The organism is Citrobacter amalonaticus (assembly GCF_018252635.1).
Taxonomy (GTDB): domain Bacteria; phylum Pseudomonadota; class Gammaproteobacteria; order Enterobacterales; family Enterobacteriaceae; genus Citrobacter_A; species Citrobacter_A amalonaticus_E.
Genome location: NZ_JAGTXM010000001.1, coordinates 411,409 through 425,492, shown reverse-complemented (window position 1 = coordinate 425,492; position 14,084 = coordinate 411,409). Strand labels below are relative to the sequence as shown.

The 14,084-nt window shown below is 48.4% G+C and carries 15 protein-coding genes; 3 read left to right on the top strand and 12 right to left on the bottom strand.

The features are described from left to right. Positions 1 to 257 precede the first annotated feature (257 nt). The 10 genes from KE671_RS01935 to KE671_RS01890 form a co-directional block, all read right to left on the bottom strand. Positions 258 to 701 (bottom strand): hypothetical protein, encoded by a 444-nt coding sequence (locus tag KE671_RS01935; protein ID WP_060660470.1) that lies wholly within the window; start codon positions 699 to 701, stop codon positions 258 to 260. A gap of 165 nt (positions 702 to 866) precedes the next feature. After that, positions 867 to 1,487: a hypothetical protein gene (locus KE671_RS01930; RefSeq protein ID WP_206161475.1), complete on the bottom strand. Its 621-nt coding sequence runs from the start codon at positions 1,485 to 1,487 to the stop codon at positions 867 to 869. A 167-nt stretch (positions 1,488 to 1,654) separates the two neighbouring features. Continuing rightward, positions 1,655 to 2,056: a fimbrial protein gene (locus tag KE671_RS01925; RefSeq protein WP_206161474.1), complete on the bottom strand. Its 402-nt coding sequence runs from the start codon at positions 2,054 to 2,056 to the stop codon at positions 1,655 to 1,657. Positions 2,057 to 2,769: 713 nt separating this feature from the next. Continuing rightward, positions 2,770 to 3,921, bottom strand: a complete 1,152-nt coding sequence (gene fucO, locus KE671_RS01920) for a lactaldehyde reductase (protein WP_042324719.1) — start codon at positions 3,919 to 3,921, stop codon at positions 2,770 to 2,772. Between the two features lie 17 nt (positions 3,922 to 3,938). Beyond that, entirely contained in the window at positions 3,939 to 4,391 is a 453-nt protein-coding gene (locus KE671_RS01915) for a MaoC/PaaZ C-terminal domain-containing protein (RefSeq protein ID WP_042324723.1), read from the bottom strand. 21 nt (positions 4,392 to 4,412) lie between these two features. Continuing rightward, entirely contained in the window at positions 4,413 to 4,742 is a 330-nt protein-coding gene (locus tag KE671_RS01910) for an L-rhamnose mutarotase (RefSeq protein ID WP_206161473.1), read from the bottom strand. Positions 4,743 to 4,764: 22 nt separating this feature from the next. After that, on the bottom strand, positions 4,765 to 5,667 hold the full coding sequence (locus tag KE671_RS01905) for a dihydrodipicolinate synthase family protein (RefSeq protein WP_042324725.1): 903 nt from the start codon (positions 5,665 to 5,667) through the stop codon (positions 4,765 to 4,767). 48 nt (positions 5,668 to 5,715) lie between these two features. Further along, positions 5,716 to 6,585 (bottom strand): amidohydrolase family protein, encoded by an 870-nt coding sequence (locus KE671_RS01900; RefSeq protein WP_200119374.1) that lies wholly within the window; start codon positions 6,583 to 6,585, stop codon positions 5,716 to 5,718. A gap of 19 nt (positions 6,586 to 6,604) precedes the next feature. Further along, complete coding sequence (locus KE671_RS01895; RefSeq protein WP_054176811.1) at positions 6,605 to 7,660, bottom strand: Gfo/Idh/MocA family protein; 1,056 nt, start codon at positions 7,658 to 7,660, stop codon at positions 6,605 to 6,607. 16 nt (positions 7,661 to 7,676) lie between these two features. Continuing rightward, entirely contained in the window at positions 7,677 to 8,687 is a 1,011-nt protein-coding gene (locus KE671_RS01890; protein WP_200119375.1) for an L-rhamnose/proton symporter RhaT, read from the bottom strand. A 266-nt stretch (positions 8,688 to 8,953) separates the two neighbouring features. On the opposite strand from KE671_RS01890, the gene KE671_RS01885 reads away from it, so the two are divergent. The 3 genes from KE671_RS01885 to KE671_RS01875 are packed head-to-tail and all read left to right on the top strand — an operon-like array spanning position 8,954 to position 12,374. After that, a complete protein-coding gene (locus tag KE671_RS01885; RefSeq protein ID WP_206161472.1) occupies positions 8,954 to 10,096 on the top strand; it encodes an extracellular solute-binding protein in 1,143 nt (380 codons plus the stop codon). A gap of 2 nt (positions 10,097 to 10,098) precedes the next feature. Further along, a complete protein-coding gene (locus KE671_RS01880; protein WP_206161471.1) occupies positions 10,099 to 11,253 on the top strand; it encodes a CaiB/BaiF CoA transferase family protein in 1,155 nt (384 codons plus the stop codon). Next, positions 11,253 to 12,374, top strand: a complete 1,122-nt coding sequence (locus KE671_RS01875; protein ID WP_206161470.1) for a CaiB/BaiF CoA transferase family protein — start codon at positions 11,253 to 11,255, stop codon at positions 12,372 to 12,374. Before KE671_RS01880 ends, KE671_RS01875 begins: the two co-directional genes overlap by 1 nt. A 142-nt stretch (positions 12,375 to 12,516) precedes the next feature. Here the strand turns inward: KE671_RS01875 and KE671_RS22755 are convergent, their stop codons facing one another. Then, complete coding sequence (locus KE671_RS22755; protein ID WP_241029709.1) at positions 12,517 to 13,254, bottom strand: IclR family transcriptional regulator; 738 nt, start codon at positions 13,252 to 13,254, stop codon at positions 12,517 to 12,519. 1 nt (position 13,255) lies between these two features. Continuing rightward, on the bottom strand, positions 13,256 to 13,972 hold the full coding sequence (locus tag KE671_RS01855) for a FadR/GntR family transcriptional regulator (protein WP_042324884.1): 717 nt from the start codon (positions 13,970 to 13,972) through the stop codon (positions 13,256 to 13,258). Positions 13,973 to 14,084 lie beyond the last annotated feature (112 nt).

The following is a 14,084-nucleotide window of genomic DNA, read 5'->3' as shown; positions in this document are numbered from 1 at the left end:
GTTTAATGTGGCAGAACTTCCCTGTCGCTCTCATTTTGACGTCCGCTTTTCGCTCAGAGCGGATCTTCAGCTCAATTATCTTGTCCGCTGTGTGCCAGGAGCGGACGTTACTAACGTGATGATGAGATCATCTACGAGAAACAAGTCATATGGGATATATTTCCAATAGAATATGAAAGATTAAACCCTGACTGGAGTTCATCCATTATTTATTACAAGTGAGATTTTATACAAGAAAAAGGATAAATATTAATTTTTCAGAAACCTCTAAATTCATGTAATTTTGAAGATAGCTCTTCATTCTTTTTTATGAAGTCTAATAAATACTCTTCAGTTATTATTACTTGATTTCCATCCTTATACTTAGTTGCTAACATCTGGTTATCATTATCTGATGAGATACCTTCCGGAGCGGTGATGCGAAAACTATGCATTATCCTATTGCGGATAATGACAAGCTCTTCAAAAAGAGTAGCAATAGTATCGTCTGATTTTTTTGAAATGGTTTCTTTGATAGGGATTTTAAGCTGGCCAGAAGTTTTATCTATTAACGCATACCAGTTGTAACTTTCATCATCATCTTCCCTTAAAATATTTTCAATGATAAAACCATTGTTGGAGTTGAAAACACAAACGGCAGTGCCAACAAGTTCTCTATATTTTTTTGACGGTAATGATTGGCGCGAAAAAACTTCATACATGATAATTTAACCCTCATGAAAGTAGGTGATAATATCAGAGTTGAACTCTGCTCCGGTAGTGGAGCGCAACCAAATTCGCAGCATTTTCAGTCCTATCCTAACTCTGCTCACTGTATGTCACAAGCGGAATTTAATAACATCAGGCTATCCCCTTAGCAGGACTGGTCACCAGTTATCTTTTGATAAATCAAGGGCTGCAGATTGAATCCATCGCTCATAGGCAGTTCCCAATTGCCCTATGCTTTGGATACCAGGGATATTCATTGTCAAAATAGCTTGATGGTTAACCTGTTTCGCCCCCCATAAATACCCATACTCTACGTACCCTCTGATTTTCAAAGCCCTACAAATTACTTCTTTTCTAAAAAAAGCATCAAGTTGAATGTTGTTTGTATAATTAAAGAGATGGTTCTCAGCATTCATCTCTATGAAGTCTTTTTTATTTTGTATTACTGACAACACTTTCTCTTTATTTAACACTCTACCATAATACGAGGTTCCATCATTGCAGTGTGCGTATATCTCATTGAAGTAAACGGATGCTCCTCGCCAATCAGCGAAGCTCAAGGACTCCCCGCTCAGGTGGTTATGATGCAAAACAAAGTTAGGCCGATTACTGATTGAGTCCAGCAATGCTGAAGAGGGATTTGCTCGGTTCTCTAGTTTTTCTGTACTGAATTCGAGTAGCGGACCTTTAGGGCAATGAAGTGAAGCAGAGTATTCCCAGCGTGCACACTCACCGGCTTCGACTAACAATAGTGCGGTTATTTGTTCTAAGTCAGTCATGTTTCTTAACATGCTTAGCTCCCATAGCTTATTGACTAATGTATATCGGCAACACGACTCCACATCTTGAGATATCTCTTCATTTTTTGAATCTAGATGTGAGCACAATCGTTTAGTTGCATCTTTATTACTTTTTTCACACTAGGTATGTCAATTTATAACGAAATTTAAACTTCCGTTCTTCGCTCAGAGCGGACCTTCTGCTCAGTGAGTTTTGTTGCCGCATCTGTAACCGCAGTGTTCATCAAACGCCCGTCCGCCGTAACGGTACTCCCGGGCTGGAAAAAGGCCTTCGCCGCGGTGGCTTCCGGTGCCCCTCCTGCGCAGCCACTCAACTGCAGTGAAAAACGGGTATCACCATCGGTTGACCCTGGAGCAACCAGAGCAGTGGCATTCCCGGAACGTAGAGAAACATCAGCATTCTTTCCTACGCCACCAATATTCACATTACATGTGGTACCAACAATGGAACCCGTGAAAGTGATGGTTCCGGTATCTGACGCTATTGCCGGTATGGATAACAGCGCCATACCAAAACAGGCAGATAATGAGACATATTTCATCTGCATGGATAAAACTCCATTTATAAAATTAAGACCATAAAAAAAACCGTGCACACGTTAAACACCTGCGCACCCCTCTTTGAACAATATAAGGAGGAAATAGAAAATAAAAAAACGGTAAACTTACTCTTTCAAAATAGATTTTTCACTAAAAGAAAATGGAACCGTAGCCATACCGTCGATTTAGAATATACATGTAATTATAAAATTTCCGCAAAAAGATATAACTGATCAATTCTGCACCACATGATATGTGACACCTATCATCGTTCGTTTTTCTATCGTTAAATCAGATCATATTGTTAACAGAAAAGATGACAATTACTTTATAATCATAATGTTTAACATATAACCAGTGAGAGCGTAGCAATACAAAAGACAAACACGAAACAACAATATAGTCACATATCACATATCTGACAGCATCGTTTAAATAAGCTCATTTATCCTTTGTTTAGATTGAAATTAATTAGAAAACCAGCTTGAACAGTCAAAAAAAGATATTATTTAGGATATTTCCCATCACAAGGAAAATCCCCAAGGCGGCTTTAACATGAAATTAAATCACTATTTATCTTGTATATCAAAACAGGCTTCACAGGTACCTCTGAATTATTTACAAAAACCAGAGGTACCTTAACTCGTATACATTCTCATAGCTGTTCTATAAGAACATACATTATTCTATCTCTAGTACGATGCCAAATTTCCGAAAACTGTCACATCGCCAGTTCATAGAGCGCTTTAATTTCTTCTAAAGAGGCCGTTCGTGGGTTGCCGCCCGTACAAACATCGTCCAGAGCCGCCTGCGCCAGCTGAGGAATATCCTCCTTGCTTGCGCCCGCGAGCGTAAGCCCTTGAGGAATGCCTACCTCACGACACAATGCGCGCACAGCATCAACAGCTAGCCTACGGGCATCAGCAAGGTTCACGCTATGCGCATTTTCTACTCCCATCGCATGGGCTATGTCGCGATATTTCTCCCCGGTATAGTCGGCATTCCATTCCATGACATGCGGCAGCAGAATGGCGTTGGCAACACCGTGGGGCATGTTATAGAACGCCCCCAATGGATGTGCCATCCCATGAACCAGACCTAACCCCACGTTAGAAAAGCCCATCCCGGCAATATACTGCGCCAGCGCCATCCCCTCGCCTCCTTCAGATTTACCGGCCACGGAATCGACCAGGCTACGGGAAATCAACGATATCGCTTTCAGATGCAGCATATCCGTCATCTCCCATGCCCCTCGGGTCGTGAATCCCTCAATCGCATGTGTCAACGCGTCTATCCCGGTGGCGGCTTTTAAGGCTGGCGGCATGGTGGCCATCATGTCGGAATCAATGATCGAAACCAGCGGAATGTCATGCGGATCGATACAAACAAATTTCCGCCGCTTCTCTTCATCGGTGATGACATAGTTGATAGTCACTTCCGCAGCGGTACCCGCAGTGGTTGGCACAGCGATAATCGGAACACTGGGCTTCCGGGTGGCGGCAAATCCTTCCAGGCTGCGAACATCGGCAAATTCCGGGTTATTAATAATAATCCCGATGGCTTTGCAGGTATCCTGTGGAGATCCGCCGCCAATGGCGACCAGGTAGTCAGCCGAAGCGCGTTTAAATACCTCAACCCCCTTCTGTACCATGGCAATAGTCGGGTTAGGCAGAACGTCGGCGAAAACGTCAAACTCCAGCCCAGCGTACGTCAGCAGAGAGGTGACTTTATCCACCGCACCACACTCCACCAGTACCCGATCCGTCACCACCAGCCCTTTTTTGTATCCTCTGCGTTTGACTTCATCAACGATATGGTTAATCGCCCCGGCGCCAAACCAGGCAGTTTCATTAAGTATCATTCTCCAGGTCATGATTCACTCCTTTTGATTTAATTCGTAAAATCCCGTTTTTCTACCAGCAGCACATGCTGCGTCGCCATCACGCACTCATCGCGTTGATTAACGACCTCGAGCTTTTCCGTCACAAAGCCATATTTTGCATTACGCGGGTGATCGCGTTTTTCGCTAATAGATATATTTACTCGCAGGGTATCGCCAATAAAAACCGGGTGCGGAAAACGTAATTTCTCATAGCCATAAGTCATGGCTTTAGAATTAATGACTCCGGCCGTCATCCCAACGGCGATGGCAAACGTTAACGTTCCGTGGGCAATACGCTGGCCAAAAGGCTGAGTTTTACACCACTCAGCATCCATATGATGAGGATAAAAGTCACCGGTCTGCCCGGCATGAATAACAATATCGCTTTCAGTGATGGTACGCCCCGTTGTTGTCCGACACTCAGACAGGGAGAAATCTTCGAAATATTTATCGATAAACATAATTTTTACCTCGACAATCGGTTACTCCAGGTGATAAACCTCTTCCATTGATGCCCACAGCTCCCCATCTTTTCGGCTATCAAGGGGCGTCAGGCAGGGAATACACTCATCCCACCAACGCTGGGTAACTGGATCTGCGGCCATCTTCGCCATATCTTTTTGATAATCATCGCCGTGATATTCGTAATAGCTAAATAGCCAGCCATCCTTAAGGTAAATTGAGTAGTTAGAGATATTGCAGGCTTTAATCATGGCGTTCACTTCCGGCCACGGATTAGCATGTAGCTGTGCATAATAGGCATATTTTTCTGGTTTAACCTGAATTACACCACCGAACCGTTGGATAGTCATTATATTAACCCTCATAAATTTATTAGATAATGGCGCTTTGCTTTAGCACCTCACGAACTTTAATTTTCCGTTCTTCCGTTAATGGTCCGGTTGGGCGCAATGAATTAACCGGTACATCGAGACCTGTCAGCTGCAACGCATATTTAATGACATTATAAAACGGCACATCCAGGCCATAGAGCGGAGGGATCCAGGAAAGCCGCTGCTGCAAAGCGACGGCTTCACTCAGTTCCCCATTTCGCCAGTGCTGATAAATACCGCAGGTCAGTTCCGGAGCAAAGTTAGCGCTTGCAGGGATCGCGCCGTCGCCGCCTAAAATTAAGGTACCGAACAGATATTCATCGTAACCGGAGAACACAGCAAAATCGGGCCGCATTGGCTTAACGGCATGAATAACCTCGCGAATATGATTTAGCGTATCAACGGTGTCCTTCAGTCCTACGATATTCGGGCATGCCATAGCCAGTCGCTGGATACAGGAGACGGGTATCGCCTGACCGGTCAGCGCCGGAAAGTTATACAGTATGATGGGCAACGGCAGTTGTTCAGCAATATAGCGGAAATGCTCGAACAAGTACTCTTCGGCCAGCGGGTTGTACCATGGATTGATAACCACAACGCCATCCGTTCCCGCCTCCAGCGCTTTACGGCCAAACTCAATTGTCGCCTGTGTGCCCGGGCAAGAGATACCAACCAGCACTGGCTTACGGCCTGCGACATACTCAATACAGAACTGCATCACTTCCTGGCGCAAGCTGTCCGACATATGCGCGAATTCGCCAGCGCTACCGAGAAAGAAAAGACCATCTACGTCGCTGGCAATCAGATGATCAATCAGCCTCGACATAGCCAGCCGATCTAACTGCTCGTGCTCATCAAACAACGTCGGAACCGGAGGGATAATGCCGCTAAATGTAGTACTCATGTGTCACTCCTGATGTTCTAAAAGATATCGGTTAAAAACACCCTCGCGTCATGCTTCCCTTAACCGATAGAGTTGTTGCGCATTGTGGCTAAAAAAACGCGTTTGCCAGGCGCTTCCCTGCGCATCAGTAATGCGTATAAGTGTGTTGACCCATGGGACGAGCCCTGTATTCAGCGAACAGACCGGAAAATTACTGGCGAAAACGACCCTGTCGGCGGTGAACATCTCAAGACACTGCTCCACAACCGGGCGAACACCATTGCAATCACTACCCGCAGGAATATTGACGCCGGAAACTTTGCACCAGACATGCCGCTGCAGCGCCAACGCTTGCAAATTTCGCCGCCAGTTCGCCGCATAGCTGGCATCTTCCGCAAGGCGAACGCTATCAACATTACCCATATGATTTAAAACCAGAGTTGTTGAAGTCCGTTCAGCCAGCACCACGGCATCCGCCAGATCTTCATTACGCAGGCATACTTCAAAACAGAGTCCCACGTTACCCAGCGCATTGACATTATCGATAAAGTCAGAGGTCAGGCAGGCTCCGGGCGGTTGGCTGGCAACGTGCAGTACGTGGCGTACGCCCTTCACCGCCGGGTGATATGCATCGCTATCCAGCCAGCGCGCTACCGCCCCGGACTGTTGCAGGTCGAGCGAGACAATGCCACCTTCAACAAAATTCGTCGGATCTGCGCATAGCTCGTGCAAAAAATGGCTTTCCAACCCGCGCTGCTCAGGCGCAACGTCAACTTCAACATACAGCGCACGATCGATGCACCACGTATCCTGCTCGACCAGCGCGCGATAATCCTGCCAGCTAACGTCATGGTTCAGCACCGGAACCGCGCTGAGCCACGGCAAACGAAAACGCGACAGATCCCAAAGGTGAAGATGGGTATCGGTAATGTGCAACATGCCGGACCTCCCGTAATAATCAGTATTTCACCACGGTCGCACCGCTGGCGTTTGACTGGTAGCAGGCTTCAACGACACACATGGTTTTCCACGCATCGTTGATGTCGTTAAGCCAGACATAATTCGGGTCTTCAAGTTTGCACTGCATGCCAGCCATCGGGCCAATAAATGCATCCGGGAACCAGGTACCTTCAACAGGTAAGGTTCGCCATCCTTTACCATCATCAAGGATAAATTCGAATTTATCGTCTGCGCCCTGTGGATAATTCAAAATAACCCCGATCTGAATTTTAATCGCGCCCCTTGTCCCTTCGATTTTAAAGAAACACTCCTGTTTATCCGGTGCATAATCATGGCCGTGATTCGTATGAATATTGGCGCGAATGACATCGCCGTAGTCCATGATGATCGATGAACGAGTTTGCGCCAGCTCCATCATTTTAGGATGCTTCATGGTTTTGCAATAAACGGACTCCGGGTCACCAAGGAAGAAACGAATCGCATCAATGTAATGAATGCTGTGATAATTGACCTCCATGCGCTCCTTTTCGAATAAAAACTTCCAGAGACTCCATGGTGTCTGGCAAATAACGCGCATTTCGACATCATGAATATCCCCCAGCAAACCTTCATCAATCATTTTTTTTGCTGCGATCATAAAGGGGGCACGACGTAGCTGGAAATTAATGCCAGCGGTTATATTTTTCTCATGACAACAATCAAGAATCGCTTTCGCCTGTTCGATAGATTCCCCCATCGGCTTTTGAATCAGCGCACCGACATCGGAAGGTAATTTCTGCAGGATAGGCAAAATCTCAGAGGCTGGTACGGCAATATCAAATACACAGCCCTCAGATTGTGCCAGTTCGATCAGCTCATCAAGCGTCTGGCAGGCATGAGGAATATCCCACTGGCTGGCCACGCTTTGCGCTTTTTGATAATCACGGTCATACAAACCGAGAACCAGGAACCCGGCTTTACGATAAGCAGGTAAGTGCGAGTCGGTGACGATCCCACCCGCACCAATAATGACCACAGGTTTACTGTATTGCGGCATGTCCAGTTGCGTTATCATTTCTTTATCCTCTTTTTTAAGCTAATCCGTTGGCATATCCGACGATAACGACGGAGAGAACCAAAATCACATTACCCAGAAGCATAACTTTTTTCGGTTTTTCATAGCCTTGCCATTCACCCGTTTTCAGACCCCAGGCGTTGGAAATAATCAGCGCCCCTGACAGGAACGCTATCCAGCCGATCACCGGCCCCAGGTCTCCCAGCAGCGCGGTTGACTTGGCATATAAGCCTAGCGCAGCAAACCAAATCCCCCCTGTTAACAACGCCTTAAACCATGCAAAGGAGGATCCCGGCCGGGCAAAATCACTAAACGTATTGTTTTTTCTCAGCACCCACAGCGCATAACCGATATTAGAAATAAAGCCGCCGGATGCAAAAACGATGACATAGGCGATCAGGCTGGCACTAACCGGATTGATACCATCCTCCACAGCCAGAGCACTGGCCCGACTGGCGTAGGTATAACCAACGTTCATTGCTGCGGTACCAAACCCGGAAGCCAGCGCCATGAGCAAGCCGCTGACGAACTTGTCATTTTTAACCCGCGACGCATCCTGTTTTGATTCTTTATCTTTAAGAATACCGGCTTTAGTAATCACCCCTACGCCAATAAGCATCACCGCCATTCCAGCCAGCAACCAGCTTAATGAATTAGCGGGCGGAATTTTATTAAGAATAAATAATGGAATTAATGAACCGAGAGAACATCCCACGCCGGTATTGATCCCAACAGTCAGAGACATACCGATATTATCAATACCTTTGCCATACCAGATAGCGCTTATTCCCCAAAGAAAACCGCAGGCAGCAGCGATAGCTAAAATCCAGCCAGGGGTAAGCAGTATATATTTAAAAAATCCCGGAACTTCAATCCACGTCCAGACAATAGGAATTATCAATATACCAATGATGGAAAATATCACCCAAAAGGCTTCCCAGGAAAATGGTCGATAGTTTTTCATACCAAGACCAAAGCTTCCCTGGAACATACAAGCGATCATCAAGACAAAAAATCCCGCTAGCATAGAGCTTCTCCTGTTAATTAGATTATGTATTCAAGAATTATCTTTACTCCGTTGTTCATATATGTGAATTAATGACCACAGATAGAAACTAATTGGAAACTAATCCTCGTTTTTTTTATGGTCAACCGAAAAAATTAATCAATTATTATTTTTCAATGTCGATCACAATTTCACCTAATCTGACTACAAAAGTATCAGTAGCTGTGACTCAATGGTAGTGCGGTAGTACCAATTTTATGTGAAGTTCATTACAAAAAGGAGTTCTTATGGTGACGTTGAGGGGCATTACCTGGGGTCATAGCCGTGGATTTACATCCGTAGTGGCCACCGCGCAGCGGTTTAGTGAGCTGAATCCTGATGTCGAAATTGTGTGGGAAAAGCGTTCATTGCAGGCCTTCGCCGATGGCGATCTGGATGAACTGGCGCGACTTTATGACCTGCTGGTTATTGACCATCCGTGGGCGGGGTTCGTCGCGGAGAAAGCGATTCTTTTGCCTCTTCAGGACTATTTACCAAAAGCTTACCTTGACGATCAGGCAGCAAATTCAGTGGGCGGTTCTCATGAAAGCTATCTTTTTAACGGTTTTCAAAGCGCTCTGGCTATCGATGCGGCAACGCCCGTCGCCGTATATCGCCCGGATCACCTGCAACAGGGTCAATTCGAACTACCGGAAACCTGGCAAGACCTGCTTGCCCTCGCGCGGAGCGGAAAAGTCATCTACGCCGGGATCCCGATCAACTTGTTGATGGACTTCCTGATGCTCTGCGCCACCCGAGGTGGTACCTGGTTTGATGAACAGAATATCACCAGCCGCGACACCGGTATCGAAGCGCTTGAAGCACTGCGCGAACTGGCCAGCCACTGTTCGAAAGAAATTTTCGACTACGATCCTATCGCCGTTCACGAACTTCTTTCGACCCGCGATGACTGGAGCTACTGCCCCTTCGCCTATGGTTATTCAAACTATTCCCGCGCCGGATATGCCCGTCACCTGCTGAAAGCAACAGACGTTGTCTCCTGGCACGGCGAACCGCTGAAAACCGTACTCGGTGGAACCGGCCTGGCGATTTCCGCAAAATGCCAGCATAAAGAAGCGGCTCTCGCCTATGCCAGCTATACCGCTTCAGCGGAAGTACAAAAAACACTGTTCTTTGATAATGGCGGCCAACCGGGACATCGTGGGGCCTGGCTTGATGATGAAGTGAACCGCCGCAGCCTGGATTTCTTCGCCGACACCCTTCCCACTCTTGACCGCTCGGCTAAACGTCCACGCTACAGCGGATTTTTGAACTTTCAGGATCATGCAGGCGATCTGGTACGGGAATATGTTATGAACGGTGGCAACAGCAGCGCCGTTTTCGCCAGCATGAACGCGCTTTATCAAACATCACGCGGCTTAATGGAGTAGCTATGCTTCCTTTAACAGGTTTAGTGGTACTGGATTTCAGTCAGTTTCTGGCCGGGCCTTCCGCGGCACTGCGCCTGGCGGATATGGGGGCCAGGGTCATCAAAGTGGAACGTCCCGGGGGCGGGGATGCGAGCAGAAACCTGAGTCTTAACAATCAGTGGATCAATAACGACAGCCTGCTTTTTCATACTATCAATCGCGGTAAAGAGAGTTTCATCGCCAATCTGAAGGAGCCTCGGGAGCTGGCGCAGGTTAAGAAGCTGATCGCCCAGGCCGATATTCTTATCGAAAATTTTCGCCCTGGCGTGATGGACAAAATCGGTCTCGGCTATGAAGAAGCCCGTCGACTCAATCCACAACTGGTCTATGCATCCGTCACCGGATACGGTACCGAGGGTCCCTGGGTTAAAAAGCCCGGTCAGGATCTGCTGGTGCAAGCCATGTCAGGGATCACCTGGCTAAACGGCAACAAGGACCAACCACCGACGCCCTTTGCGCTGTCGGTTGCTGATTCGCTCGCCGGGGCACATCTGGTGGAGGGGATCCTCGCCTGCCTGATCCGCCGCGGCAAAACCCGGCTTGGTGGGCGGGTTGAAGTCAGCCTGATGGAGTCACTGCTCAGCATGCAGTTTGAAGTTCTGACCACCTGGCTTAACGATGGACACCAGCCCCCCTGCCGTAGCGCGGACAATAACGCTCATGCATACCTCGCCGCGCCCTACGGCATTTATGCAACCAGGAAAGGTTATATCGCACTCGCCATGGGCTCGGTGGTTGAGCTTGGCAAAATTTTGGGCTCCCCAGCCCTAACCAAATACCACGAACCGAATGAATGGTTCAGTCGTCGGGATGAGATTAAGCAGGTGATTGCCGGGATTCTGGCTGCGGAAAGCGCCTCTTTTTGGCTGGAAAGGCTCGAAAAAGCGGGCTACTGGTGTGCCGAAGTGAGTAACTGGTCAACGCTGACGGCAAGCGAGGGATTCCGCGCGCTGGATATGACTCAGGATGTCCGACTCGATGACGGCAAAACGATCACGATGCTGAAATCGCCGCTGCGCTTCAATGGCAAGCGCACCTCATCTTCCCGCCCTGCGCCAGTGTTAGGAGCAAATACAGCGCAGATTCAGGCCGACTTTCACTTAGCGGAGGCTGATTGATGAAACCACTTACAGGCATTAATGTGCTGGATTTCAGCCAGTTTCTTTCTGGCCCCTCGGCGGCGCTTCGACTCGCCGACTTAGGTGCTAACGTAACCAAAATTGAGAATCCGGACGGCGGTGATATCTGTCGTAAGCTCTATATTTCTGAGCTGCAGATTGATGGTGACAGCTCGCTGTTCCACGCGATTAATCGCAATAAGAAAAGCATCACCGTGAATCTCAAGGACGAGGAGCAAAAAATTGCCCTACGGCCCCTTCTGGAGCAGGCCGACGTGGTTATCTTTAATTACCGCCCCGGCGTCTCGCAGCGCCTCGGCCTGGATTATGCAGCGCTGCGGGAAATCAATCCAGGCCTGGTTTACGGTGAAATTTCCGGCTACGGAGATAGCGGTCCCTGGGTTTCACGTCCGGGCCAGGATTTGCTGGTACAGGCGCTTTCAGGGCTGTGCTGGCTCAACGGTGATAAGGTTCAGCCCCCGCTTCCATTCGGCCTTTCCGTCTGCGATATTTTCGCCGGAGAGTATCTGGTTCAGGGATTAATGGCCGGGCTGGTACAGCGGGCCAGCAGCGGTAGCGGATGCCTGGTCCAGGTGAGTTTACTGGATACCATCCTCGACCTGCAGTTTGAAGTTTTAACCACCTGGCTGAACGATGGCCAGCAGCCGCCGGTCAGAAGTGAGGTCAATAATGCCAACGCCTATATTTCCGCACCCTATGGTATCTATCCTACCGCCGATGGTTTTATCGCGCTGGCAATGGCGCCTGTTCCGCTTCTGGGTAACCTGCTGGCCTGCCCGGCACTGCTTGAGTTTAACGAACCAAAGGAGTGGTTCAACCGTCGGGACGAGATCAAACGAGTTCTGCTGGAACACTTGCGACATAAGAAAAGCGAGGAGTGGTTAAGCATTCTGGAAGCGGAGGATATCTGGTGCGCTCAGGTGATGGACTGGCAGCAATTAATTGCCAGCGAAGGCTTTCAGGCGCTGAAGATGCTGCAGGAAGTTCGGTTAAAAAGTGGAAAAACACTGCAAACCACACGCTGTCCGATAAAAATCGACGGTGAGATCTTCACAAGCGCCCTCGGCGCACCGCCGCTTGGTGCGCATAATCTGGGGTGATTCGGCTACACCCTGCGCTCTTCCCCCGGGGGCGGCGCAAGCGCTTTTCCCGGGCTACGGGGACGCAGATTTCTATGTGCAGGTAGCCCGGACAGATACACAATCGCCTCCGGGAGGATTCGACGATATGCTGAAACTGTCTCTATTGCGCCAGTATCCGGCACTCTTTCATCACCGCCAGCACATCATCAAGCACCAGCGACTCCCACTCGTAGGCAAAAGCGGTCACACTAAACGCCGCGGCCATTTTTCCTGCGCCAGAATAAATAGGCAGAGCAATACACGCCGCGCGTTCGTTGGCTTCTCGTTGCTCAATCGCGTATCCCTGCCGGCGCACCTCACCTAATTCAGCAAGCAATACCGGCAACGTCCCAATTGAATCAACCGTCATTTTCTCAAGCGGCGTTTCCCCATAAAGCCGCATAATCTCCTCATCACTGAATTGGCTCAGCAGCACTTTACCGACTGCGGTACAGTGCGCCGGGAGATGATTGCCGATATGTCGCATCAATGAGAGGTCGTCCTGGGCAAGCGCTTTCGCCAGATAAACCACCTGCCTGCCGTCCAGAATCGCTGCGTGGCTGGTTTTTCCCAGCCGTTTACTCAAAAATGCGGTCAGCAACCGCAAGTCGCGGACCAGATCGGTGCTTTCAATGCAGTTGGCGGCTATTTTTATCAGCGCTAGACCCGCATGATATAAGCGCGTGTCTGGCATATACAGTAGATAGTCGTTATCGATAAACTCCTGAATCAGACTATGAGCGGAGCTTCTGGGAATATCGAGGCTGGTTTGCAGCTCAGTAAAGCTTAAACCCTCCCGATGGCTGGCAATCAATTCCAGCAGGCGGAAGGCTCTCTCAGCAGATTTAACCCTGGCCATTTTATTTGTCTTTATTATCCGCAATGTGATCGTAGAATTTGCGCGAAGACTGATAGAAGGACTTCAGATTTTTACGCAACTGAACTTTATCCCGCAGGATAAAAGCCTCATGAATACTTAACCTCAGCTTAAAGCTGTGCGCCATCGCCCCGTCGGCGTTAAGCAATTTACGCGAAAAGTCCTTACGCAGCATCACAATGGTTTGCATCAACTTGTCATAGATCTGGTTGCCGCACAGACGGCCCATCAAGAGATCGTATTCATCAAGCAATTGATGGTAGGCTTCCGGCTTACCGTCCCCGGCAATTAACTCCGCCATCTGGTCAATTAAGGCCTGAAAGCGAATAAGGTCATCATGACTTACTACGCTAATCGCGGTGAGATAGACCTCTTCTTCTATCAGCTTTCTTGCAGCATAGATTTCATCAAGGTTGTGAATCTCTTTATGGAAGATCCAGGTCATCGTCTCTTCGGGAAGCTGCGGTTTGTTTTCGCAGACATAGCTGCCATCGCCGGGTTTTATTTCGATAAGCCCAATCAGCGATAATGCGCGCAGCGCTTCACGCACCCGGCTGCGCGTAACGTTGAACATCTCCCCCATAGCTCGCTCGTTCGGCAGGCGCTGGCCGGGCTTGAGCTTTCCGGAAGTAATTTGCGAAGCAATCTGCTCCATAATCTGCTCGGTAAGGGTAGTTTTCTTGAGTGCTGTCACATCCATGGCTTTTCCCATATGCAGACAAAGTTCACATCCTTGAATTTACGTTAGCTTTGTTTTTTGTGCAACAACTTGATGTCCATCATTACTTCGCACACAACCATCATGTATCTGA